Source organism: Ruegeria sp. BB5, from assembly GCF_056539405.1.
In genome coordinates this window covers 59,960-83,605 of record NZ_JBQFUX010000001.1, presented here as the reverse complement: position 1 = coordinate 83,605, position 23,646 = coordinate 59,960, and the positions used below count along the sequence as shown (strand labels likewise).

Sequence of the window (23,646 nt, the reverse complement as noted above, 5' to 3'; positions counted from 1 at the left end):
ACCCGAACCGCAGTCCCGTTAGGCAGATGCTATGCGCATAATCCGTGATTTTCAGTTCATCGAGCCTCAGGACCGCGGCGCCAGCGTGGCGATCGGGAATTTTGACGGCGTACACATCGGCCACCAGTCTGTGATCGAACTGGCCCGCAATGCCGCGTCGGATGCGCCTTTGGGGGTGATGACCTTTGAGCCGCACCCACGCGAGTACTTCGCACCCGCAGCCCCGCCTTTTCGCCTGATGCGCTGCAATGCCCGAGCGCACCGGCTAGAAAAGCTGGGTGTCAAGAAATTGTATGAACTGCCCTTCAATTCCGCCCTTGCCGGGCTGTCTCCGGAAGAATTCGCGTCGAACGTGATTTGCGATGGGTTGGGCCTGTCGCATGTGGTTGTCGGTGCCGATTTCTGTTTCGGCAAGGGGCGCAGCGGTACGGCGGATGATCTGGTTCGGTTCGGTCAACAAATGGGCTTTGGCGTCACCATCGCACCTTTGATGGAGCGGTCCGAGAATATCGTGTCGTCCACCGCGATCCGTACAGCGCTGACCGAAGGCCGCCCTCGCGATGCGGCAACCATGCTGGGCCATTGGCATCGGATCGAGGGTCCGGTGATCGGCGGCGAACAACGTGGCCGCGAGTTGGGCTTCCCGACCGCCAACATGTCCATCGAAGGTCTGCACCCGCCAAAATTCGGCGTCTACGCGGTGCTGGTCGATGTGTTGGACGGCCCGCATCAAGGCAGCTATCAAGGCGCAGCCTCGGTCGGGACGCGGCCAATGTTTAAGGGCGAAGTGCCGAATATCGAAACGTTCCTGTTCGACTTTTCAGGCGACCTTTATGGTGCGACCCTATCGATTGGTCTGGTTGAATATCTACGACCTGAATTGACCTTCGACGGGCTGGACGGGTTGATTGCACAAATGAACTCTGATTGTGACAAGGCCCGAACACTGCTGGCGACGCTATGACCGCCGATCCTATTGATCGCACTGGCCTGAGCCCCCGGTTCTGGGAACGCAAACCCCTAACCAAAATGAACGAGCAAGAGTGGGAGGCGCTTTGCGACGGCTGCGGCAAGTGTTGTCTGAACAAGCTTGAAGACGAAGACACAGGCGAGGTGGCCCTGACCTGCGTCGCCTGCCGTCTGCTGGATGATGAGACCTGCCGCTGCACCCAATACGATATCCGCCACCAGTTCGTGCCGGAATGTATCGTGATGAAGCCCGACAATATCGACGATCACGCCTATTGGCTGCCGCAAACGTGCGCTTACAGGCTGTTGTGGGAAGGGAAACCTCTTTACGACTGGCACCCATTGATATCAGGTACGCCGGACAGTGTTCACGCTACCGGAATCTCGGTTCAGGGGCGCACGGTGTCCGAGTTCGAAACACCCATCGAAGAATGGGAAGACTATATCATCGAGGAGCCCAGCTGATGTATTTTGCCTCTGACAATTCCGGGCCGGTTCATCCGCAGGTCATGACCGCTTTGAACGAAGCAAATCAGGGCTATCAGATGGCCTATGGGGCCGACACACTGATGAATGAGGTGCGCGATCGAATTCGCGGCATTTTTGAAGCGCCCGGTGCTGCGGTGTATCTGGTAGCCACCGGAACGGCGGCAAACTCGCTGGCATTGGCAACCCTGGCACAGCCGTGGGAGACGGTGTTCTGTTCGCCCGTCGCCCATATCCACGAGGATGAATGCAACGCGCCGGAATTCTACAGTGGCACCAAGCTGACGTTGGTACCCGGCGGCGACAAGATGGATCCCGAAGCGCTGCGCCGTTCCATTCTGGCCGAAGAAACCCGCGGTGTGCATGGTCCGCAACGCGGACCGGTTTCGATCACCCAGGTGACCGAGCGCGGCTCGGTCTATTCGCTGGAGGAGTTGCAGGCATTGTGCGGCGTAGCAAAGGAGTTTGACCTGCCCGTCCACCTGGATGGAGCTCGGTTCACAAACGCTTTGGTCGCGCTGAACTGTTCTCCGGCTGAAATGACGTGGAAAGCGGGCGTCGATGCGGTCAGCTTTGGCGGCACCAAGAACGGTTTGATGGGGGTCGAGGCAGTTGTCTTCTTTGACGAATCCAAAGCCTGGGAGTTTGAACTGCGGCGCAAGCGCGGTGCGCATCTGTTTTCAAAACATCGCTATCTGTCCGCACAGATGGCAGCCTATTTGCAGGATGACCTGTGGTTGACTATGGCACGTAAGGCCAACGCCAATTGTGCCCACCTGGCCGACGGCCTGCGCGCCAAGGGCGCGACTTTCCTGCACGAGCCGCAGGCCAACATGGTGTTCGCCCAGTTTTCCCGCGCCCGGCACAAGCAACTGCATGAGGCCGGGGCGATCTACCACCTTTGGGGGGCCGAACTTGACGGGGCAAGTGACGAAGAGACGCTCGCCTGCCGTCTGGTCTGTGACTGGTCGATCAGCAGCGACGATATCGACCGTTTCCTCGACCTGCTTTGACTGGCACGCCGGTCAACCCTTGGCCTCGGTCAGGTGCCGGTCCAGATCATCTAAACGGTCCTGCCCCCAGAACCGCTGGCCATCCTCAGTAATGTAGAACGGCGCGCCAAAGACGCCGCGTTCAACGGCCTCTTCCAGATTGGCGGCATAGGTTTCGGCGCCGACCAGCAGGCCACTGTCTGCCAGATTTGGGTCAAAGCCCGCCTGCGTCAGGCAATCGCGGATCACATCATCCTGTGCGATGTCTTTTTCCTCGGCCCAACAGGCCCGCAGCAAGGACTGGACCAACTTACCTACATCCCCTGCCCCATCCTTCATGGCTGCAATCACCGCATAGGACGACGGCGCCATATTGGTCGGCCAATACGCCGGTTGCAGATTGAATTCTATTCCCAGGTTCTTGGATTGGCGCAGCAGTTCCTGCGCCCTGTATTCATTGCGCGACGGGTGGCGATCTTTTGGCGGCGTTCCCCCCGTACGCCCGAACAGCGCCATGATATCCAGCGGTTTGTAATTGATCGTCGCGCCATGCTTGGCCGCGACCTCCTCCAGCCGCTCACCTGCCAAATAGGTGAATGGCGAAATTGTCGCAAAATAGTAGTCAATCCGGGCCATGTGCACTTTCTCCGCTGCGTTACCTTTGCTGGACGGTAAGGCCATGCTAAGCGGTGTCAACATCACGAATCTGTCACATTTGCCATTGCTGCCCGGGGACCTCAGCCGATGCCGACACTCAACGAACCCAAGCTTATCGCTGGGAACGCAAATCTTCCGCTTGCCGAATCCATAGCTCGCCGCATGAGCCTGTATCGCGGCGTCGATCAGGGTCTGGTCGATGCGAGAGTTGAACGGTTCAATGACGGCGAGATTTTCGTCGAAGTGTTCGAAAACGTGCGTGGCGAGGACATGTTCATCGTTCAGCCAACCTCGAACCCCGCCAATGACAATCTGATGGAGCTGCTGATCATTGCCGACGCGCTGCGCCGGTCATCGGCCCAAAGGATCACTGCCGTTATCCCATACTTCGGTTATGCCCGTCAGGACCGCCGTACCAAGGCCCGCACGCCGATCAGCGCCAAACTGGTGGCCAACATGCTGACCGGTGCAGGGATCGAGCGGATCCTTACCATGGACCTGCACGCAGCGCAGATTCAGGGGTTCTTCGATATGCCGGTCGACAACCTCTATGCCTCGCCAATCTTTGCACTGGATGTAAAACACCAGTTCAAGAACAACCTGGATGAACTTATGGTTGTCTCGCCCGACGTGGGCGGTGTGGCCCGTGCACGTGAACTTGCCAAACGCATCAGCGCCCCCTTGTCGATCGTTGACAAACGACGCGAAAAGGCTGGCGAAGTGGCAGAAATGACCGTGATCGGCGATGTCAAAGACAAGATTTGCCTGATCGTGGACGACATGTGCGACACTGCCGGCACGTTGTGCAAAGCGGCTCAGGTACTGATGGATAATGGTGCGAAAGAGGTGCACTCTTACATCACACACGGCGTCATGAGCGGCCCGGCAGTCGAACGCGTAACCAATTCGGTAATGAAGTCGTTGGTGCTAACCGACACGATCCAGCCAACCCCAGAGATCGCAAAAGCCAAGAACATCCGCATCGTACCAACGTCTCCGATCTTCACGCAGGCGATCCTGAATATCTGGAACGGTACCAGCGTGTCGTCGCTATTCGAAGACAAGACCTTGATCCCGATCTACGAGTCTATGTACCACATGGACTAAATTTGGATCGGGCGGTCCTTTTGGGCCGCCCTTCCCTTTGCAGTCCTCCGCGCCCGCGACCAACCTGCCACGAAAATCAGCGTGGTTATCTGTGGAAAGTCCCATGACAGTCAACAAACGCATCGTTCTCTCCAGTGACCACGCAGCCATTGATTTACGTCAGGCTGTTGCCGACCATGTTGCGGCAAATGGATGGGAAGTGGTGGACATCGGCCCTACAACTCCCGAAAGCACGCATTACCCCAAGCACGGCAAAGCCGCCGCGCAGGCCGTAGCCTCGGGCGAGTGTCAGCTGGGGATCGTTTTGTGCGGCACCGGACAGGGCATCATGATGGCCGCCAACAAGGTGCCCGGTATCCGCTGTGGTGTTTGCTCCGACGCGTTCTCGGCCCGGATGATCCGCCAGCATAACGATGCCAACATGCTGTCCATCGGTGCGCGCGTTGTCGGTGAAGGTCAGGCCTTGGATATCGTCGATGCCTTTCTGACCGCCGAGTTTGAAGGCGGCCGTCACGCGACCCGTGTGGACATGATTGAGGGAAATGAGGCCTAGAGCAGCATTTCACGCCACTTCAGACCACCGCAATCCTGGCAACGCCCGCTTGCAGAGCTTGGTTGGACCGTGTCTGGAACACGTCAATGCATGTCGGCGAAACAACTTTATGAGCGACCTGTGCCTTAGCGCTACGAATGTTGTCAAACGTAGAAAAGTTCAGACGTCTCACACCCAATTGTGTTGCGGCTCCTTTCTTGGCTTCGGCGCATCAATTGCGCTGACGTCGGACCAATTTTCAACACATTGCCCTGGCAAAAAATCTACAAGCACTAACTGATAGAGTTTCAGACCTCGACCCATGTCCAACACAAGCTTTCAAGACCGCATTCAACGCATCAACGCCAATAACCCTCAAGCAACCTCTGACCTTTCGCAAAAAGATACAAAAGCTCCATCACTCCGACCAAATCACTGGAAGGTCCTTGTCGGCATACTGTTTTTGAGTGTCGGGCAACAAGCAGTAAAACAGGCGAACGAAAGTTACGAGGTTATAAAGCAAAGCTATGGGATCGGTGCCGCAGCCGGGCTGGGTGTTGCGGGGGTGTTCGCGTTAGTGGCTGGCTGTATCCTTATGTACCGCGGCATTTTGGCTGGTGACAAACAGCGGAACAAGGCGATCTCGGACGCCTCCGAAACGGGAGGCGTCGAAAGCGTATTACGTCAAACAGGGCTCGGACCATATGTTCCATAGTAGGCTTCAGCTTTGGCGCCATTGCCACATTTTACCTTATTACAGGCAAAATCGCCCACTCGATGGATACCGAGAGTGCCCGAGAGTACGCCCTTGGGGCCAGCGTGATTATGATTGGTCTCCCTATGCTTTCTCTGCTCATAGGATTTATCGGATTTTTCGTGCGTGGTTTTGCCTTGGGTCGTGTTCCCGTCTTTTGCGTGCTTGGAGCCGTCATAACGATTTGCGCCATAATTCTGAGCGGTGCTAATCCTTACGAGTGGAACTGGTTGTTTTCCAGACTACACTGATTATCCCGAAAAGCGCGCAGCATGTTTTTCAAACCACTTCCTGGCTCAGGCGTTGAATCAATCACGAGATATCCCAGTCATCCTCATGTGCGACCTCACCAATGGCCGTCCATGTCACCCGTATCCGGGCAATTCGCGTATCCGACCAGGTTCGGAATACGGCAAAAAAGCCCTCAGGTGTAATGTCCGCAGTCGTCACCTCGGCACGTAGCGCCGAGGACGTGTCCACATCCCATAAAGACACGCCAATCTGAACCACCGGTGCGGTTCGAAATGGCTGACTGAAGAGGATCGCAGACCGCCGTTCGCGTGGCCCCTCGCCCGTCCACATATCTCCGCCATCAGCGAAATCGGAAAACAGCACTGACTCGCCTTGGTCGATACCAATAGGGTGGGTTCGAAAAGTCTTCATTGTTGATGTCTTTGTCTTTGTATTCCTTACACCTATCCTGCTGCCTCGGCAAAATCACGACAAAAAAACGGCCCCGCGCAGGCGGAGCCGTTATAAATCACAAGAATTGCCAGAGCCTTACAGGCTCATATGCGTTCCAAGGGCTTCCATGTCGGCCAGCAACTTGGCAGCGTCGTCAACGATGGACTGATCATCGCCTTCCTTCGCTGCCTCGTGCGACGCGCGTGCCTCGGCGATCAGATCGTCCAGGTGTGAGCGTGTCACTTCGGCAACCGGGATCGCCTTTTCGGCCAGAACCGACAGGCCATCGCCATTGATCTGAGCAAACCCACCGGTGACCAGGTATTCGCTGGACCCTTCAGGTGCTTCGACCTTCAGGATGCCCGGGCGCAGCGTGGTGATGGTGGGGGCATGATCGGGCATCGCCGTCATGTCCCCGTCCGCGCCGGGAATCTGGACCGCCGTCGCGCTGAGCGAAGCAAGGCTCCGCTCGGGGCTGACGAGGTCGAATTGCATCGTGTTTGCCATCAGGGATACTCCTTAGGCGGCTTCTGCGGCCATCTTTTCCGCTTTGGCGATCACTTCGTCGATGCCGCCAACCATCAGGAAGGCCGCTTCGGGCAGGTGATCGTATTCGCCAGCCACAACGGCCTTGAACGACGCGATGGTGACATCCAGAGGAACCTGAACGCCCGGCGAGCCGGTGAAGACCTGCGCCACGTCGAACGGCTGCGACATGAAGCGTTCGATCTTACGGGCACGGGCCACGGTCAGTTTGTCCTCTTCCGACAGCTCGTCCATGCCAAGGATGGCGATGATGTCCTGTAGCGACTTGTAGCGCTGAAGGATCTGCTGAACATCGGTCGCAACCTGATAATGCTCTTCGCCAACGATGGCCGGGTCGAGCAGACGCGAAGTCGAGTCGAGCGGGTCAACCGCAGGGTAGATACCCTTTTCCGAGATCGCTCGGTTAAGAACGGTAGTCGCATCCAAGTGAGCGAACGAGGTTGCCGGCGCAGGGTCGGTAAGGTCGTCCGCAGGCACGTAGATCGCCTGCACCGAGGTGATCGAGCCCGACTTGGTCGAGGTGATGCGTTCCTGCAGGGCACCCATGTCAGTGGCCAGTGTCGGCTGGTAGCCCACCGCCGAAGGAATACGACCCAGCAGAGCCGAAACCTCGGAACCCGCCTGCGTAAAGCGGAAGATGTTGTCGACGAAGAACAGAACGTCGGTACCGGACTGGTCGCGGAACTGCTCGGCCAGGGTCAGGCCGGTCAGAGCAACACGCGCACGCGCTCCGGGAGGTTCGTTCATCTGACCGTAAACCAGGGCCACCTGCGATTCCGACAGGTTGTCCGGCTTGATAACATTCGATTCGATCATCTCGTGGTACAGGTCGTTCCCTTCACGGGTCCGTTCACCAACACCCGCGAACACCGAGAAGCCCGAGTGCACTTTTGCGATGTTGTTGATCAGTTCCATGATCAGAACGGTTTTACCAACGCCGGCGCCGCCGAACAGGCCGATCTTACCGCCTTTGGCGTAAGGGGCCAGCAGGTCCACAACCTTGATGCCGGTGACCAGAACTTCCGACTCGGTCGACTGTTCTGCGAAGGTCGGTGCAGGCTGGTGGATGGCGCGGGATTCGGTTGCCTCAACCGGGCCCTTTTCGTCGATGGGATCGCCAACAACGTTCAGGATGCGGCCCAGGGTGGCGTTACCAACCGGAACCGAGATCGGTGCGCCCATGTCGGTGACTTCCGCGCCACGAACCAGACCTTCGGTCGCGTCCATCGCGATGGTGCGGACAGTGTTTTCACCCAGGTGCTGGGCAACTTCCAGTACCAGACGCTTGCCGTTGTTTTCGGTTTCCAGCGCGTTCAGAATTTCAGGCAGCTGATCTTCGAAGTGCACGTCAACGACGGCCCCGATGATCTGTGTGACTTTGCCTTTTGCATTCGCCATATTGTTGTCTCCGGTTTTCTTACAGCGCTTCGGCGCCGGAAATAATTTCAATCAGCTCGTTGGTGATCACGGCCTGACGCGAGCGGTTGAACTGGATCGTCAGCTTGTCGATCATTTCACCCGCGTTGCGTGTCGCGTTGTCCATTGCGGACATCCGTGCACCCTGTTCAGACGCTCCGTTTTCGAGCAGGGCCGAGAAGATCGCGGTTGCAACCCCCTTGGGCAGCAGGTCGGCCAAGATGGCCTCTTCGCTGGGCTCGTAGTCGAAAACAGCACCGCTATCGTCACCCTCGGTTTCCTCGAACGAGGCGGGGATGACCTGCTGTGCCGTCGGGATTTGGGTCACAACGTTGACGAACTTCGAATAGAAGATCGTGGCAACGTCGAACTCACCCCCGTCAAAGCGCGACAGGACGTCCTTCGCGATGTCTTGCGCATTGGTGTAACCCAGACGCTTGACCTCGCTCAGGTCGATATGTCCAACGAACAGATCGCCAAAATCACGCTTCAGCGCGTCGCGGCCTTTTTTGCCGACGGTCAGAACTTTGATCGTCTTGCCTTTGGCGCGCAGCTCGTCCGCTTTTTGACGGGCCAGCTTGGCGATGTTCGAGTTGAAGCCGCCGCACAGGCCGCGTTCAGCTGTCATGACAACCAGCAGATGGACATCATCACTGCCCGTACCACGGAGCAGCTTGGGGGCGCTGTCGCTGCCCCCGACCGACGCCGCCAGCCCCGCCATCACGGCATTGAACCGTTCGGCATAGGGGCGCGAGGCTTCGGCAGATTCCTGGGCGCGGCGCAGTTTTGCAGCCGCGACCATCTGCATGGCCTTGGTGATCTTGCGGGTCGATTTGACCGACTCGATCCTATTTTTAAGGTCCTTAAGATTTGGCATATGCCCGCCTCTCCCTTAAGCGAAGGTTGCGGCGTATTCGTCCAGCGCAGCCTTGATCTTATCGGAAGCGTCACCCTTGATCTTGGGATCTTCGTCCGTGATCCACTGAAGCAGATCCGCGTGCTTGCCACGCAGGTGCGCCAGCAGGCCAGCTTCGTAACGGCCAACATCGGACACGTCGATCTTGTCGAGGTAACCGTTGGTACCGGCGAAGATGACGCAGACGATTTCAGCATTGGTCAGCGGCGAGTACTGCGGCTGTTTCATAAGCTCGGTCAGACGCGCACCACGGTTCAGCAGCTGCTGGGTCGCGGCGTCCAGGTCGGAACCGAACTGAGCAAACGCAGCCATTTCACGGTACTGAGCCAGTTCCAGTTTAACCGGACCGGCAACCGACTTCATCGAGTTGGTCTGAGCCGAAGAGCCCACACGCGAAACCGACAGACCGGTGTTCACAGCAGGACGGATACCCTGGTAGAACAGTTCGGTTTCCAGGAAGATCTGGCCGTCGGTGATCGAAATCACGTTGGTCGGAATAAACGCCGAAACGTCACCACCCTGAGTTTCGATAACCGGCAGAGCAGTCAGCGAGCCCGCACCGAAATCCTCGTTCAGCTTCGCCGAACGCTCCAGCAGGCGCGAGTGGAGGTAGAAAACGTCGCCAGGATAGGCTTCACGTCCGGGCGGGCGGCGCAGCAGCAGCGACATCTGACGATAGGACACAGCCTGCTTAGACAAGTCATCATAGATGATCAGCGCGTGACGGCCATTGTCTCGGAAGTATTCGGCCATCGCGGTTGCAGCGTAGGGTGCCAGGAACTGCATCGGTGCCGGGTCGGACGCGGTTGCGGCCACAACGATCGAGTATTCAATCGCACCGGATTCTTCCAGCTTCTTCACCAGCTGCGCAACGGTCGAACGCTTTTGACCGATGGCAACGTAAACGCAGTACAGTTTCTTCGACTCGTCGTCGCCTGCTGCGTCATTGTACACTTTCTGGTTCAGGATCGCGTCCAGAGCAACGGCAGTTTTACCGGTCTGACGGTCACCAATGATCAGCTCACGCTGGCCACGGCCAATCGGGATCATCGCGTCAACCGATTTCAGGCCGGTTGCCATCGGCTCGTGAACCGACTTACGCGGGATGATGCCTGGTGCCTTAACGTCTGCAACGCCACGCTTGGTTGCGTTGATCGGGCCTTTGCCGTCCAGCGGGTTGCCCAGACCGTCAACAACACGGCCCAGCAGCTCGTCACCGATCGGAACGTCCACGATCGAGTTGGTGCGCTTGACGGTGTCACCTTCTTTAATGTCACGGTCGGAACCGAAGATAACGACACCGACGTTGTCGCTTTCCAGGTTCAGCGCCATGCCCATGATGCCACCGGGGAATTCGACCATCTCACCGGCTTGTACGTTGTCCAGGCCGTATACACGGGCAATCCCGTCACCGACGCTCAGCACGCGGCCAATCTCGGCCACTTCGGCTTCCTGACCAAAATTCTTGATCTGGTCCTTCAGGATTGCAGAAATCTCTGCAGCTTGGATTCCCATTTATCCGACCTCTTTCATTGCATTCTGTAGGGAGTTCAGCTTCGAACGGATCGAGCTATCGATCATTTTCGAGCCCACTTTAACGACAAGACCGCCGATGAGGCTTTCATCAACGGTCGCATTGATTGTCACGGTCTTGCCCACACGCTCGGACAGCGTCTTGGACAGTTTATCCAGTTGCGTCTTGGTCAACGCCTTGGCCGAGGCGACATCGGCGGTCACTTCGCCGCGCTCGTCTGCCAGCATGTCGCGCAGTACCTGCACCAGTTGCGGAATAACAAACAGGCGGCGCTTTTCGGCCATCAGACCCAGCGTGTTGCGCAGGATGGTATGCAGACCCATCTTGTCGGCAATCGCGGTAATCGCTGCTTCCTGTTCGGCGCGGGATACCAGCGGCGATGCAATCAGGTCGCGCAAGTCGGCGCTTTCGCCCAAAGCTGCTGCCAAATCGTTGATGCCGGTTTCCAGACCTGCAAGGTCATTATTCTCTTTGGCGATCTCAAAGATCGCGGTGGCATAGCGTTCAGCAATGCCAGTGGAAATCGAAGCTGGTTCGGACACGTCCACCCTTCCGATATTTGAGGCCCCGATTTTGAGTAGCGGCCGCTACCACGGGGGCGTGAGGAAACCCCGCCCAGACGGCCGGGGATCAAAATCACCGGGGATGTAGCAGAGCCGAACCAAGCTAGCAATATATTATCACGGCAAGCACTTTATCCACAAAATGTTTTGTTTCAATTACTTACGGAGGGTGCGACCCTTTTATCCGGCTGGAAGGCAGGAAAAATGTTACGAAAGTGTAGGTTTTTGCGATTCCTGTGACCTATTTCCCGCAAATTCGGGCTTTGAAACGTCCCAAATCGACACAAGAATTATGCTGGCTTCAACAGTCCATCTAGCGCCTTGATCGGGCGACGTTCGGTATCTTTTGTGACGGTGCCGCTGGGGGGGCGGATGTGCTTGGTGACCTCTACCATCAGCACGCCCCCGGCCATCACCGTTGGCATGCGTTGACCAGTTTTTTCGATCAGACTGCCCGATTTCAACCAGAACCGGCGAAACGAAGGCGGCATATACAGGGCCGAGCAGTGGCCTTCGGGAATGAAGTGATGCGCCTTGAGCTGGCTTTCCAACTGCGACGCCGAATACGGGCGCCCGAATCCAAAGGGCGTTCGATCTGATCGCGACCACAGCCCGGCCCGGTTCGGCACAATGAAAATCGCGCGCCCTCCTGGTCCGAGAACCCGCCAGCATTCGTTCAGCAATTCGCTGGGCTGGCCTGAGGTCTCCAACCCGTGCATCACGACCAATTTGTCCACGTGCCCGGTTTCAATGGGCCAGAGTGTTTCTTCGGTCAGCACAGAGACATTGGGCATCCCGGCAGGCCAGGGCATGACCCCCTGCGGCCCTGGCATCAAGCCGATGACACGACGCGCTTCTGCCAGATATGGCCGCAAAAGTGGCACCGCGAAGCCAAAGCCTACTACGGTCTGACCTTTGGCCTCGGGCCACAACTGCGTCAACCGTCCACGAATAGCGGCCTGCGCCGCACGGCCCAATGTGCTGCGGTAGTAGAAATTCCTCAGATCCTGCACATCGAGATGCATTGCGGACACCTGGTCAATCGGCTTAGCTGGGCGCAGTCTAGCAACGAAAGGGCAAAAGGCCATGCCTCTTGAGATCGTAACCATCCCATGTCTCAGCGATAATTATGCTTTTCTGGCGCATGACGCCACCAGTGGCCAGACCGCCCTGATTGACGCCCCCGAAGCTGGGCCGATTCTGGCAGAACTGGACGCCCGCGGCTGGACCCTAAGTCACGTGTTGCTGACCCATCATCACTGGGATCATGTCGACGGATTAGCCGGTGTTCTGGAAAGACACCCCGCCAAGGTCATTGGTGCTGCCGCCGACGCTCACCGCCTGCCCCCGTTGGATCAGCAAGTGGCCGAGGGCGACTCGTTCGAGGTCGGCGGCGAACCGGTGCAAGTTTTGGATGTGTCGGGCCACACAGTCGGCCATGTTGCAATTTACATGCCGCAAAGTGCTGCCGTTTTCACCGCAGACAGCCTGATGGCCCTGGGCTGCGGTCGCCTTTTCGAGGGCACCGCCCCGCAGATGTGGCAATCTCTTTCCAAACTGGCCGCGCTGCCCGACGAAACAATCGTGTATTCGGGTCACGAATATACGCAATCCAACGCCAAATTCGCCATTACGGTCGATCCGGACAACGCCGCATTGCAGCAACGCATGGCAGATATCGACGCCGCCCGCGCCGCCGGAAAACCTACAGTTCCCTCGAGTCTCGCGCTGGAAAAGGCCACAAACCCCTTCCTGCGTGCCACAGATCCGGCGATTCAGAACCATTTGGGCATGGAAAACGTCGAACCGGCTGCCGTTTTTGCCGAAATCAGGGCTAGAAAAGACCGCTTCTAGTGCTTATTTCGCGCTCTTCACGGCCACGGTCACAGGAAATGTGACTGTCAAGTGAAAGAAAACCCTTGAAGCCGGGCCACGATCAACCAAACTCTATTAGTATGAGGACATGGTTGAACCGGGGCCACATCTTGCCCCTTTCGACCCAAGATAGAGGAGCACCCGCGTGCCTTCATTCTCGAGCACTTTAGAACAAGCCATCCACGCGGCCCTTGCGGCTGCGAATGAACGGCGACATGAATTTGCAACGCTGGAACATCTGCTGCTGGCGCTGCTGGAAGAACCCGATGCCATCCGCGTCATGAAAGCCTGCAGCGTCGATCTGGAAGAATTGCGCAGCACTTTGGTCGAATTCATCGACGAAGACCTGTCCAATCTGGTCACCGACATTGATGGGTCCGAGGCCGTACCAACCGCCGCTTTCCAGCGCGTGATTCAGCGCGCCGCGATCCACGTGCAAAGTTCGGGCCGCACCGAAGTGACCGGAGCCAACGTACTGGTCGCTATCTTTGCTGAACGCGAAAGCAACGCGGCCTATTTCCTGCAAGAACAGGACATGACGCGCTATGACGCGGTGAATTTCATCGCACACGGTGTGGCCAAAGATCCGGCATATGGCGAAAACCGCTCGGTTTCCGGCGCGGATCAGGTCGAGGAAGAGGCTCAATCCAGCACCACTGATGGTGATCAGAAAGAAAGCGCGCTGGGGAAATATTGCATAGATCTGAACGCCAAGTCGCGTGCAGGCGATGTCGACCCCCTGATCGGTCGCGCCGATGAGGTGGAACGCTGCATTCAGGTGCTATGCCGTCGCCGCAAGAACAACCCGCTGCTGGTGGGTGACCCGGGCGTGGGCAAAACCGCCATTGCCGAGGGTTTGGCCCACAAGATCGTGGGCGGCGAAGCCCCTGATGTGCTGTCGAACACCACCATTTATTCGCTGGATATGGGCGCACTGCTTGCGGGCACCCGCTATCGCGGTGATTTCGAGGAACGGCTGAAAGCAGTCGTGACGGAATTGGAAGATCACCCCGACGCTGTGCTGTTTATTGACGAGATTCACACCGTGATCGGTGCCGGTGCGACTTCGGGTGGCGCGATGGATGCGTCGAACCTGCTGAAACCTGCCCTGCAGGGCGGCAAGCTGCGCACCATGGGCTCGACCACTTATAAAGAGTTCCGTCAACATTTCGAAAAAGACCGCGCGCTCAGCCGCCGGTTCCAGAAGATCGACGTGAATGAACCTTCGGTTGAAGATAGCGTAAAAATCCTGCGCGGTCTGAAACCCTATTTCGAGAAACATCACGAGATCAAGTACACTGCGGATGCGATCAAAACCGCCGTAGAACTGTCGGCGCGCTATATCAACGACCGCAAACTGCCAGATAAGGCCATCGACGTGATCGATGAGGCCGGTGCCGCACAGCATCTGGTCGCAGAAAGCAAACGCCGCAAGACCATCGGTGTGAAAGAGATCGAGGCCGTCGTTGCTAAAATCGCGCGCATTCCGCCCAAAAACGTCACCAAGGACGATGCGGAGGTTCTGAAAGATCTGGAAACTTCGTTGAAACGGGTGGTGTTTGGTCAGGACGAGGCTATTGAGGCGCTTGCCAGCGCAATCAAGCTGGCCCGCGCCGGTCTGCGTGAACCAGAAAAGCCCATCGGCAACTATCTGTTCGCTGGTCCAACCGGTGTGGGTAAAACCGAGGTCGCGAAACAGCTCGCAGATACGCTGGGTGTGGAACTGCTGCGCTTTGACATGTCGGAATATATGGAAAAGCACGCGGTTTCCCGTTTGATCGGTGCCCCTCCGGGCTATGTCGGGTTCGATCAGGGTGGTCTGCTGACTGACGGCGTCGACCAGCATCCGCATTGCGTGCTGCTGCTGGATGAGATCGAAAAGGCCCACCCGGACGTGTTCAACATCCTGCTGCAAGTGATGGACCACGGTGAGCTGACCGATCACAACGGCCGCACGGTGAATTTCCGCAACGTGGTTCTGATCATGACGTCGAACGCGGGTGCGCAGGAACAGGCCAAGGCCGCCATTGGCTTTGCCCGTGACCGCCGCGAGGGCGAGGATACCGCTGCGATCGAACGCATGTTCACGCCGGAATTCCGCAACCGCCTGGACGCCGTGATCTCGTTCGCACCTCTGCCGAAAGAGGTCATCCTGCAAGTGGTCGAGAAATTCGTCCTGCAGCTTGAGGCGCAATTGCTGGATCGAAACGTGACCATCGACCTGACGCCCAAAGCCGCCGAATGGCTGGCCGACAAGGGCTATGACGACAAGATGGGCGCGCGTCCTCTGGGCCGGGTGATCCAGGAACACATCAAGAAACCTCTGGCAGAGGAGTTGCTGTTCGGCAAGCTGGCGAAGGGTGGTGTGGTCCGTGTCTCGGTCAAGAAGGGCGAGTTGAACCTGGAAATCTTCGGCCCCGATCAGCCGCGCATTCCGGGGGACAAGCCCCCGCTGCTAACCGCAGATTGATTGCATCGTGCTACAGAAAGAAACCCGCCTTCAATGGCGGGTTTTTTTATATTTATTTGGTGCGCTGTGGATGCGGGCTGTGAAAATACTCTGATCGACGGCGCCGTGAAGCCCGATAGGCCGACAGAAAGACTTGAGCATAACGCAGCCCGTCGAAACTCTGAGACAAAGCGGACACCAACGCGATTCCAACGTCCCTGGCTTTGCGAATGCGCCCGGCCCTGGTTTGCACAAAGTATTCGAGATCAATGAAACGAATTTGCTGCCCGTCCCAGCACATATCCCGAAAAGCCGGGCGCCCGTGGGCTAGGTCGATTGAATGCAAGCGTGCCAACGCTTGCCCCGCCGCATGACATGCCTTTTCTTTTTCCTCAGCGGTCAAAGAGTTAGACTTGCAGATGTCAGTCAGACTGGCGCCAGCATCTTCAAGCACAAAGTAGTCCGTACCTTCGGTCACAATTGCCGGGACTGGCACACCGCTGTGCCACAGGAAATGATGTGAACACCGGTCCCGGTCGAACGCCATATTCGGAGTTCCCTTTACCAGCCAAAGCAGAGGCGCAGACCGCTCAATGCGCTTCATCCAAAACGGGGTTCCTTTTAAGGTCTCAAACCGGGCCACACGCCGATAAGGTGCTTGCAGGGCTTCATCAACCGCGCTTTGCAATTCAACTGCCAATTTGTTCAAATCCGTACCTGCTCAACCTATGGTGCAGATATAGGGGCATCACACTCGCCTTTCACCCAGCGCGAGCTAAAATTGCGGCGGATCGAAGCCACTTTCGTCTGCCTGAAAAAGCCCATTGTAGCGATTTAACGCTCAGTCAATTTCAACTCGATCCTGCGGTTCTGGGCGCGGGCTTCGGGGGTATCGGCGGGATTGACAGGCTGGAACTCACCAAACCCGTTGGCGGCCAGCCGGTTCGGCGGGATACCCAGCGCTTCGACCATGTATCGCACCACCGAAAGCGCCCGGCCCTGGCTGAGTTCCCAATTGTCGCGATACCGGCCCGTCCCGGCCAGAGGTACATTGTCCGTGTGGCCATCGACACGGATGACCCAGTTCAGACCCTCGGGAATTTCTGCCGCTACACTGCGCAGGATATTGGCCACCTTGGCGACCTCTTGCCGCCCGACCGGCGACAGCGTAGCTGATCCTGTGTCGAACAGCACCTCGGATGAGAAAACAAACCTGTCTCCTTCGATCCGCACGCCTTCTTCATCGCCCAGGACATCGCGCAAACGACCGAAGAACTCAGAACGGTAACGCTGCAGGTCCTCGGCCTGTGCTGCCAGTTCTTCGGCCTCGGCCTCCAGGCGAACGCGCTCGGCCTCTTCCAGCAGTCGGCGGCGACGTTCTTCCGAGGCGGCCCGCGCCAACGCTGCATTCAGGTCCTGACCCAGCGTCTGGATACGAATATCGGCAGCAGCATTGCGCTCCTGATAATCGTCCAGCAACGCCTGCAACCCACCCAATTGTTCGCGCAGTGCAGCCATTTGCTGATTGAGCAATGCCGTTTCGCGCTGCGCTTTTTCCGAAATCGCCTGCTCATTCGACAGCGTATCACGCGCAACGGTCAGCAAGGCCGCGCGTTCTTCGGCCAATGAGCGTTGTTCCTGCGCTTCAGCCTGAGCCTCGGTTCGAGCTGCCAAAGCCGCCTCAAGCTGGGCTCGCAATTCTTCTGCGTTCAAGGCCCCAAACTGCCGTTCCAATTCGGCTTTTGCAGCCTGTGCAGCGGCCAACAGTGTCAAGGTCTCTTCAGCCTCTTTACGCTGCGCTTCCAGCGCCAAGGTCATGGCCGTCAGTTCAGCATCCGCGTTCAGCAATCGGTTGCGCAGATTTTCGGCGGCGGCGGCCTCAGCCAGCTTGGCAGCCTCTTCGGTGCTCAGTTGTTCTTCTAGCTCAGAAATCCGCGTGGACTGCGCCGCATCGCTTTGTTCCAGATCAGCAACCAAGGCTTCCAGCGCCTCGCGTTGCGCTGCAGCCAGACGCGCGGCTTCGGTCTGTTCATCGATCTCAGCGCGGCTTTGCGCCAAGGCCAGATTCAACGCGCCCTGCTCATCAACCAACTCGGCGATTTGACCCTGTGCGCGCTCTTGCTCTACCAGCAGCGCCGCGACCTGAGCCTCAAAATCGGTCAGTTGGATCTGCGCTTGCACCAGTTCGTTCTCTACCTGCGACAGAGTCGAGTTCAACACACCCAACCGCGCTTGCAACCGGCTGTTTTCCCGTTCTTCCAGCCCCAACGCTCCGGCCAGCGCCGCAACCTCATCCGACAAGGCTGTCAGTTCGTCCTCTTGCCCGGAAATAGTCTCACGCAGCACAAACTGCACGACCATGAAGATCGTCAGCACAAATGTCAGCACCATCAGGAGCCCGGTGATCGCATCCACGAAACCGGGCCAGACCGAACCTTGAAACCGTTGACCGGTGCGTCGGGACAGAGCCATGGATTACTCTCCTTCCGGAGCAGTACGCACGGCGCCTCGGGGTAAGGTAAGGGCTTTGACCAGCAATTCGATATCCTTGCGCAACTCGCTCATGCTTTCCTGACGGCCAGCCGAGATTTCTTCGAGAATACGAAGCAACTGCACATCCATCGAGCGCAGGCGCATACGGCTTTCGGCGTCTATCCCGTCACCAGCGCCCTGTTCGCGCATGTGATCCAGCAGGGCGTCCTGCCCAAGCGCAACCCGTTCCAAGGCAGCTGTCACGCCCTCGGTATCGGACTGTCGCACGTTCATTTCGCCGATCGAATCCGCCAATTGGCCCAGTTTGGACGACACCGCAGCGCGATCAGCCTCTTGCGCTGAAAACAGATCCTGCAGTGCGTTCATCTGTTCGGACATGGCATCCAATACTGGCGTCAGAACCGCCAGTTCAGCGCCACCTTCATCGCTGGCCCCGAAGCCAACGCGGGTGATCGAGGATAACCATTCCTCAAGCTCGCGGTAGAACCGGTTCTGTCCATGGCCCGCAAACAATTCCAACAGACCAACGATCAGCGATCCAGCCAGACCCAACAACGAAGACCCGAAAGCCACGCCCATGCCCTGCAGCTGCGATTCCAGCCCGACCATAAGGCGGTTGAATACGGCCAGCCCCTCTTCACCTTCCTGCGGGTTAAGGCTGCGGATTGTGTCCACGATGGCGGGAACCGTGGTGGCCAGCCCGAAGAACGTGCCCAAAAGACCCAGATAGATCAGGACGTTGGTGATATAACGGGTGATCTCACGTTCTTCCTCGACCCGTTCTGCGACTGAATCCAGAATGGACCGTGTCGAGGTTGAGCTGATCTGAGACCGCGCGCCCCGTTCGCGCAGCAGGGATGCCAACGGTGCCAGCAATTGCGGTGTGCGGGCATCTTCGCGCACAACACCGCCCACAAACGCCTCGATCCATCGGACAGAGCCGATCAGTTGAGTCACCTGAAAGAAACAGGCGAAAACACCGATGATGAACACCAGGATGATAAAGCCGTTCAGGTATGGGTTGGCCTCAATCACCGGCATCACATAGGGCAAAGCCATAAAGACGCCCAACCCGGCCAGACCTATTGCGACCAACATCATAACAATCTGTCGAATGGGATGCGAGAAATGAGGTCTCGCGCCCTGATGTGCCTGCGCCATGCGCGTGGTTCCCGGTTTTTGCCTGCTCTGCGCTGAATCTAGCGAACTTATACCGGTGACGCCAAGGGTTTATGCGGTGATATCACGCACACGTTGCGCCAACCACTCAAGATCGGGGTCGCGCAGGTCGATCTCGGCCAAATGTTCGGCGGTGTTATAGAGGTATTCGGTGTTTGGCCCCCGCCCGCCGACCGCATGGGCGATTATCTGGGCCTGCTCTTCCAGAGGGATACCGCCGCAATACTGCACATGATCGGCGTCGATCACGTAAGTCACGGCATTCACAACTTCGCCGCTGTCCAGGTGCAGGTCCAGCATCTTCTCAACATAGGCCGACGAGATCAGCTCGCGCTCGCGCAATTCATGCAGGGTGCGGTCTTCGTGTCCTGCCTCAACCGCCAGAGCCAGCCCCTTGCAATCGGCGTCGGCCTGTTCGTCCAGCGCCAGAACCAGACCAGGATGGTCTTCAGTACCGCGATGGTGGATCGAGCTCATGCAAAAGGACCGCGCATAACCGTTCAGTGTGGCGCGTTCGCTGCGGGCCACCGGAAAGCCCGGATTCCACAGCAGCGATCCATATCCGAAAACCCACATCGTCATAGCACTGGTCCTTGCCCGTTTGCGTCTATAAACATCAATTCCGAGGTGGGAAAAAGGGCGAACTGCCATGCGCGGTCTGATACGGGTAATCATTTTCATCGCTGTAATCTGGAGCGTCTATTGGTTCGTCGCCGGCTTCGGCCTGCGCAACGCGATCACCACATGGTTTGACAAACAGCAGGAACAGGGCTGGCAGGCTGATTTTTCAGACGTTGAATCTGCCGGGTATCCACTGAACCACATGACGCGCCTGAATAACCCGGCGCTGGCCGATCCGGTCAATGGCACCGCCTGGAGCGCGGACTGGATCGAATTCCAAAGCCCGGCAATCTGGCCTGGTCGACAAGTGCTGCGTTTTGCCGGCACGCCGCAGCGCCTGTCTTATTTCGATCAAACCGCGACCATTCAGGCCGCCGACCTGCAAGCTGAGTTGCAACTGCAACCCGGCGTGGCGCTTATGTTGGAAAAGATGGCTCTGACTGCCGGGCCGTGGTCGATCACTGATGAGTCTGAGGCTTTGGCCGGGGGCAACACATTGGCCCTTGTGATGGAACAGACCGCCACCCCCGAGGCATATGTGATCAGCGCGCAGGCCGACGGCTTCACCCCCGGCGATGACCTGCGCGAACTGATGCGTTCGGCCACTACCCTGCCGCAAGCGTTTGAAACGCTAGAGCTGGACCTGACGGCCACTTTCGACAAGGCATGGGATCGATCCGCGCTGGAACAAAGCAGACCGCAACCGGTTAAGCTGGACTTGCGCCTGGCTGAAATGAAATGGGGCGCGCTGCGCCTGTTCGCAACCGGAGAGCTGGACGTAGACCCGCAGGGCATTCCCATCGGAGAAATCGCGATCCGGGCCGAAAACTGGCGCGACATGATCGCCATGGCCAACGCGGCAGGCGCCCTGCCCGATCAGGCGGTGGACCCTGTGACCACGACACTGAATTTTCTGGCAGGGCTTGGTGGCAACCCCAATGCGTTGGACGTGCAACTGAATTTCCGTGATGGGTTTGTCGCCTTGGGCCCTATCCCTTTAGGCCCCGCGCCGCGTCTGATCCTGCGTTAACGGCAATACGGCCCACGACGGTGACGTGCCGTATCCAGGTGGAAATGATCGCGGTGGTACCGGTCCGCATTCGGCCCCAGAACCGTGCCAAACGGACCGCACGCCCCGCGCCAGACTTTGGTCAGCTGACGTTTTGACGGGTTCTTGCGCCAGCCGTTCAGAACGGTCACGACCTCTCCGTCTGCCATCTTAAAACCCGAAATGTCGATTGCCCGGCCTTTGCCATGCTCCGAAATTCTGGCCCCTTTTTGATTGTTTCGGGTCCGACAGGCGTAATGGGCAGCAATCTGAAGCTCGGCCACCGGACCGCGCCGTTTGAAGGTGGGTTTGACCGTTTTGTCGACCCATTTGTTCAACGCTATCGCCGTCCCACAATCCATCGTCGACGGGCGGCTGAGCACCACACCTGAAACCGAGGTGATTTGCACAGCATCCTTGATGCCGCAGGCCTTGATACGACCGGGCACATTTCCGACAGGCTTGCCCTGAATAGCGATATCTCCACAGACCGAAGTTTTGCGCAGTTTGCGTTTCTTGAACAACGCCTCCTGTTCCAATTCCTTGGGCCGCAGATACGGCATCAACGAGGTATCCGGCCCCAGCAACGGCAATTCCGAGGGGCGCGCTGCCACGGCTAAGACCTGCGGCGACTCAGGGCGCAATACAGGCCGTGTCTTCACATTGGGCAACGGGCTGGCAAAAGCCAGAACAGCGGTCGTTGCGGGCCGCGCCATAGGAACGAGCGACTGTTCAGGAGGCGCCGCGTTGGACACTGTGGCGCAGACCGCCAAATATCCAATCGCGAGGAACCTCCAGCCGCGTTTCATGGGTTCGCCTTTCCCCGTCCGAAATCAGGCGCATCCGTATCCTGCCCCGCATCGATAATCCCACGCCGGATCGCGCGGGTACGAGTGAAATAGTCAAACAGATGTTCGCCATCGCCGGTGCGAATAGCACGTTGCAGCGCAAAAAGCTCCTCGGTAAAGCGCCCGAGGATTTCCAGGGTCGCGTCTTTGTTGGTCAGGAACACATCGCGCCACATGGTCGGGTCCGACGCCGCGATGCGGGTGAAGTCCCGAAAACCAGCGGCCGAATACTTGATGACCTCGCTATCGGTGACGCGGCGCAGATCGTCTGCAACCCCCACCATCGTATAGGCAATCAGGTGCGGCGCATGTGAGGTCACGGCCAGAACCAGATCGTGGTGGTCCGCGTCCATCTCATCCACATTCGCGCCCATTCCTTCCCAAAGCGCACGCAAACGGGCGATGGCGTCCGGGTCCGAACCTTCAACCGGCACCAGCAGGCTCCAGCGATTATCGAACAGTTCGGCAAACCCGGATTCGGGGCCGGAATGCTCGGTCCCTGCCAGCGGGTGCGCCGGTATGAAATGCACTCCTTCGGGAATATGGGGCGAGACCGCCTCTATCACGTGCCGCTTGACCGAGCCCACATCGGTCACTGTCGCGCCCGGTTTCAGGACTGGTGCGATTTCTTGCGCGACCGTCCCCATTGCGCCGACGGGTACGCAAAGCACTACCAAATCCGCACCCTCAACCGCCTCTTGCACCGTGTCACAGACGCGGTCGCACAGGCTTATCCGACGGGCAGTATCGCGTGTGGCCTCGGACCGGGCATAGCCGGTGACCTCACCCGCAAGACCCGCGCGTTTGATGGCCCAGAACATGGACGACGCAATCAGGCCCAGCCCGATCAGTGCGACGCGGTCGTATACCTGGCTCATGCGGCGCCCCCTTTGAATGCGGTGATGGCCGCAACGACACGGCGGCATGCCTCTTCATCGCCCACGGTAACCCGCAAGGCGTTGGGCAGGTTGTAACCCGCCACACGGCGCACGATCAAACCCTGCGTCTTGAGGTAATCGTCACAGGCCTCGGCCTCTGCCTGATCGGTGAAACGGGCCAGTATGAAATTGGTGCAAGACGGGTCTGTAGGCACGCCAATCTTGGCAAGTTCTTCCGAAAGCCAAACGCGCAGCCGGGCGTTTTCGCCGTGACAGAAGGTCAGGTAGTCGTCGTCTTTCACCGCCGCTTCGGCCGCAGCCAACGCGGTCAGAGACAGGTTGAACGGCTGGCGCACACGATTCAGCACGTCGATGATCGATTGCTCGGCATAGCCCCAACCGACCCGCATTCCGCCCAGCCCATAGATCTTGGAAAACGTACGGGTCATGATCACGTTCTCGAACCGATCCACTAAAGACGCACCACCATCGAACCCGTCGACGAATTCTGCATAGGCTCCGTCAATGACCACCAGACAGCTTTGCGGCAAAGCTTCGGCCAACCGCACAAGGTCCGCCTCGCCGATCATAGTCGAGGTCGGATTGCCCGGATTGGTGACGAACACGATGCGCGTTTGCTCGGTAACCGCGGCAAGGATGTTGTCTACGTCCACATGACGATCCCGTTCCGGCACCATGACCGGCGTTGCCCCGGCCATGCGGGCGATAATCGGGTACATGGAAAACCCGTGCTCGGTGTAAATGACCTCATCCCCCGGCCCGGCATAGGCTTGCGCCACGAATTGCAGCACCTCGTCACTGCCCACACCGCAGATAATCCGCGCGGGGTCCAGCGCGTGACGTTCCCCGATCGCGGCACGCAGGCTAGCGTGGTCGGTGCTGGGATAACGATGCAAGGTCACTGCACTGTCGCGCACCGCCTCAATCGCCTTGGGGCTGGGCCCGAACGGGTTTTCGTTAGAGCTGAGCTTGATCACACGCTCGACCCCGGCCACATGCGACTGGCCGCCCTGATACAGCGCGATGTCCATAATGCCGGGTTGAGGGGTGATCTTGGTCATAAGAGGCTCCGTTAATT

24 protein-coding genes are annotated in these 23,646 nt (G+C 58.2%); 9 read left to right on the top strand and 15 right to left on the bottom strand.

Annotated features, from left to right (window positions below):
* Positions 1 to 31: 31 nt before the first annotated feature.
* Genes ACR0DL_RS00385 through ACR0DL_RS00375 form a run of 3 tightly spaced genes read left to right on the top strand, consistent with a single transcriptional unit; the run spans position 32 to position 2,468 of the window.
* Entirely contained in the window at positions 32 to 964 is a 933-nt protein-coding gene (locus ACR0DL_RS00385; protein ID WP_480687069.1) for a bifunctional riboflavin kinase/FAD synthetase, read from the top strand.
* Positions 961 to 1,434 (top strand): YcgN family cysteine cluster protein, encoded by a 474-nt coding sequence (locus ACR0DL_RS00380; protein ID WP_170547940.1) that lies wholly within the window; start codon positions 961 to 963, stop codon positions 1,432 to 1,434. Before ACR0DL_RS00385 ends, ACR0DL_RS00380 begins: the two co-directional genes overlap by 4 nt.
* On the top strand, positions 1,434 to 2,468 hold the full coding sequence (locus tag ACR0DL_RS00375; protein ID WP_480687067.1) for a threonine aldolase family protein: 1,035 nt from the start codon (positions 1,434 to 1,436) through the stop codon (positions 2,466 to 2,468). The genes ACR0DL_RS00380 and ACR0DL_RS00375 overlap by 1 nt, the downstream gene beginning before the upstream one ends.
* 12 nt (positions 2,469 to 2,480) lie before the next feature.
* Here the strand turns inward: ACR0DL_RS00375 and ACR0DL_RS00370 are convergent, their stop codons facing one another.
* Positions 2,481 to 3,083, bottom strand: a complete 603-nt coding sequence (locus tag ACR0DL_RS00370) for a DsbA family protein (RefSeq protein ID WP_480687065.1) — start codon at positions 3,081 to 3,083, stop codon at positions 2,481 to 2,483.
* Between the two features lie 108 nt (positions 3,084 to 3,191).
* On the opposite strand from ACR0DL_RS00370, the gene ACR0DL_RS00365 reads away from it, so the two are divergent.
* From ACR0DL_RS00365 to ACR0DL_RS00355, 3 genes are all read left to right on the top strand, one after another.
* Positions 3,192 to 4,211 carry a ribose-phosphate pyrophosphokinase gene (locus ACR0DL_RS00365; RefSeq protein ID WP_170347825.1) on the top strand — a complete coding sequence of 340 codons (1,020 nt, stop codon included), beginning with the start codon at positions 3,192 to 3,194 and terminating at the stop codon, positions 4,209 to 4,211.
* Positions 4,212 to 4,314: 103 nt separating this feature from the next.
* A complete protein-coding gene (gene rpiB / locus ACR0DL_RS00360; protein WP_480687063.1) occupies positions 4,315 to 4,764 on the top strand; it encodes a ribose 5-phosphate isomerase B in 450 nt (149 codons plus the stop codon).
* A gap of 301 nt (positions 4,765 to 5,065) precedes the next feature.
* Positions 5,066 to 5,458, top strand: a complete 393-nt coding sequence (locus ACR0DL_RS00355; protein ID WP_480687061.1) for a hypothetical protein — start codon at positions 5,066 to 5,068, stop codon at positions 5,456 to 5,458.
* 351 nt (positions 5,459 to 5,809) lie between these two features.
* Here the strand turns inward: ACR0DL_RS00355 and ACR0DL_RS00350 are convergent, their stop codons facing one another.
* The 7 genes from ACR0DL_RS00350 to ACR0DL_RS00320 form a co-directional block, all read right to left on the bottom strand.
* On the bottom strand, positions 5,810 to 6,160 hold the full coding sequence (locus ACR0DL_RS00350) for an H-type lectin domain-containing protein (protein WP_480687059.1): 351 nt from the start codon (positions 6,158 to 6,160) through the stop codon (positions 5,810 to 5,812).
* Positions 6,161 to 6,277: 117 nt separating this feature from the next.
* Complete coding sequence (locus ACR0DL_RS00345; RefSeq protein WP_058280015.1) at positions 6,278 to 6,688, bottom strand: F0F1 ATP synthase subunit epsilon; 411 nt, start codon at positions 6,686 to 6,688, stop codon at positions 6,278 to 6,280.
* A 12-nt stretch (positions 6,689 to 6,700) separates the two neighbouring features.
* On the bottom strand, positions 6,701 to 8,125 hold the full coding sequence (atpD, locus tag ACR0DL_RS00340) for a F0F1 ATP synthase subunit beta (protein WP_170347820.1): 1,425 nt from the start codon (positions 8,123 to 8,125) through the stop codon (positions 6,701 to 6,703).
* A 19-nt stretch (positions 8,126 to 8,144) separates the two neighbouring features.
* The gene (locus ACR0DL_RS00335; RefSeq protein ID WP_058280013.1) at positions 8,145 to 9,020 is read right to left on the bottom strand and encodes a F0F1 ATP synthase subunit gamma; all 876 of its coding nucleotides are present in this window, start codon (positions 9,018 to 9,020) and stop codon (positions 8,145 to 8,147) included.
* A gap of 15 nt (positions 9,021 to 9,035) precedes the next feature.
* A complete protein-coding gene (atpA, locus tag ACR0DL_RS00330) occupies positions 9,036 to 10,574 on the bottom strand; it encodes a F0F1 ATP synthase subunit alpha (protein ID WP_170347819.1) in 1,539 nt (512 codons plus the stop codon).
* A complete protein-coding gene (locus ACR0DL_RS00325; protein ID WP_170347818.1) occupies positions 10,575 to 11,135 on the bottom strand; it encodes a F0F1 ATP synthase subunit delta in 561 nt (186 codons plus the stop codon).
* Between the two features lie 311 nt (positions 11,136 to 11,446).
* Positions 11,447 to 12,181 carry a class I SAM-dependent methyltransferase gene (locus ACR0DL_RS00320; protein WP_170347817.1) on the bottom strand — a complete coding sequence of 245 codons (735 nt, stop codon included), beginning with the start codon at positions 12,179 to 12,181 and terminating at the stop codon, positions 11,447 to 11,449.
* 61 nt (positions 12,182 to 12,242) lie between these two features.
* On the opposite strand from ACR0DL_RS00320, the gene gloB reads away from it, so the two are divergent.
* The gene (gene gloB, locus ACR0DL_RS00315) at positions 12,243 to 13,010 is read left to right on the top strand and encodes a hydroxyacylglutathione hydrolase (protein WP_480687057.1); all 768 of its coding nucleotides are present in this window, start codon (positions 12,243 to 12,245) and stop codon (positions 13,008 to 13,010) included.
* Positions 13,011 to 13,176: 166 nt separating this feature from the next.
* Positions 13,177 to 15,501, top strand: coding sequence for an ATP-dependent Clp protease ATP-binding subunit ClpA (gene clpA / locus ACR0DL_RS00310; protein ID WP_170347815.1), 2,325 nt, complete (start codon positions 13,177 to 13,179; stop codon positions 15,499 to 15,501).
* A gap of 52 nt (positions 15,502 to 15,553) precedes the next feature.
* On the opposite strand, the gene ACR0DL_RS00305 is transcribed toward clpA, so the two are convergent.
* From ACR0DL_RS00305 to ACR0DL_RS00290, 4 genes are all read right to left on the bottom strand, one after another.
* Entirely contained in the window at positions 15,554 to 16,084 is a 531-nt protein-coding gene (locus ACR0DL_RS00305) for a phosphotransferase (RefSeq protein WP_170408963.1), read from the bottom strand.
* 230 nt (positions 16,085 to 16,314) lie between these two features.
* A complete protein-coding gene (locus ACR0DL_RS00300) occupies positions 16,315 to 17,952 on the bottom strand; it encodes a peptidoglycan -binding protein (RefSeq protein WP_170395376.1) in 1,638 nt (545 codons plus the stop codon).
* 3 nt (positions 17,953 to 17,955) lie between these two features.
* Positions 17,956 to 19,134: a biopolymer transporter ExbB gene (locus tag ACR0DL_RS00295; RefSeq protein WP_170347812.1), complete on the bottom strand. Its 1,179-nt coding sequence runs from the start codon at positions 19,132 to 19,134 to the stop codon at positions 17,956 to 17,958.
* Positions 19,135 to 19,203: 69 nt separating this feature from the next.
* A complete protein-coding gene (locus ACR0DL_RS00290; protein ID WP_170547935.1) occupies positions 19,204 to 19,734 on the bottom strand; it encodes a gamma-glutamylcyclotransferase in 531 nt (176 codons plus the stop codon).
* A gap of 67 nt (positions 19,735 to 19,801) precedes the next feature.
* Between ACR0DL_RS00290 and ACR0DL_RS00285 the strand changes: the two genes are divergently transcribed.
* The gene (locus tag ACR0DL_RS00285) at positions 19,802 to 20,803 is read left to right on the top strand and encodes a DUF2125 domain-containing protein (RefSeq protein WP_170547934.1); all 1,002 of its coding nucleotides are present in this window, start codon (positions 19,802 to 19,804) and stop codon (positions 20,801 to 20,803) included.
* Here the strand turns inward: ACR0DL_RS00285 and ACR0DL_RS00280 are convergent.
* From ACR0DL_RS00280 to hisC, 3 genes are read right to left on the bottom strand one after another with little or no spacing between them, the layout of a single operon-like run.
* Positions 20,800 to 21,630: an extensin-like domain-containing protein gene (locus tag ACR0DL_RS00280; RefSeq protein WP_170360565.1), complete on the bottom strand. Its 831-nt coding sequence runs from the start codon at positions 21,628 to 21,630 to the stop codon at positions 20,800 to 20,802. The genes ACR0DL_RS00285 and ACR0DL_RS00280 overlap by 4 nt on opposite strands.
* The gene (locus tag ACR0DL_RS00275; protein WP_480687053.1) at positions 21,627 to 22,547 is read right to left on the bottom strand and encodes a prephenate/arogenate dehydrogenase family protein; all 921 of its coding nucleotides are present in this window, start codon (positions 22,545 to 22,547) and stop codon (positions 21,627 to 21,629) included. The genes ACR0DL_RS00280 and ACR0DL_RS00275 overlap by 4 nt, the downstream gene beginning before the upstream one ends.
* Positions 22,544 to 23,629, bottom strand: coding sequence for a histidinol-phosphate transaminase (hisC, locus tag ACR0DL_RS00270; RefSeq protein WP_480687051.1), 1,086 nt, complete (start codon positions 23,627 to 23,629; stop codon positions 22,544 to 22,546). Before hisC ends, ACR0DL_RS00275 begins: the two co-directional genes overlap by 4 nt.
* Between the last annotated feature and the right edge of the window lie 17 nt (positions 23,630 to 23,646).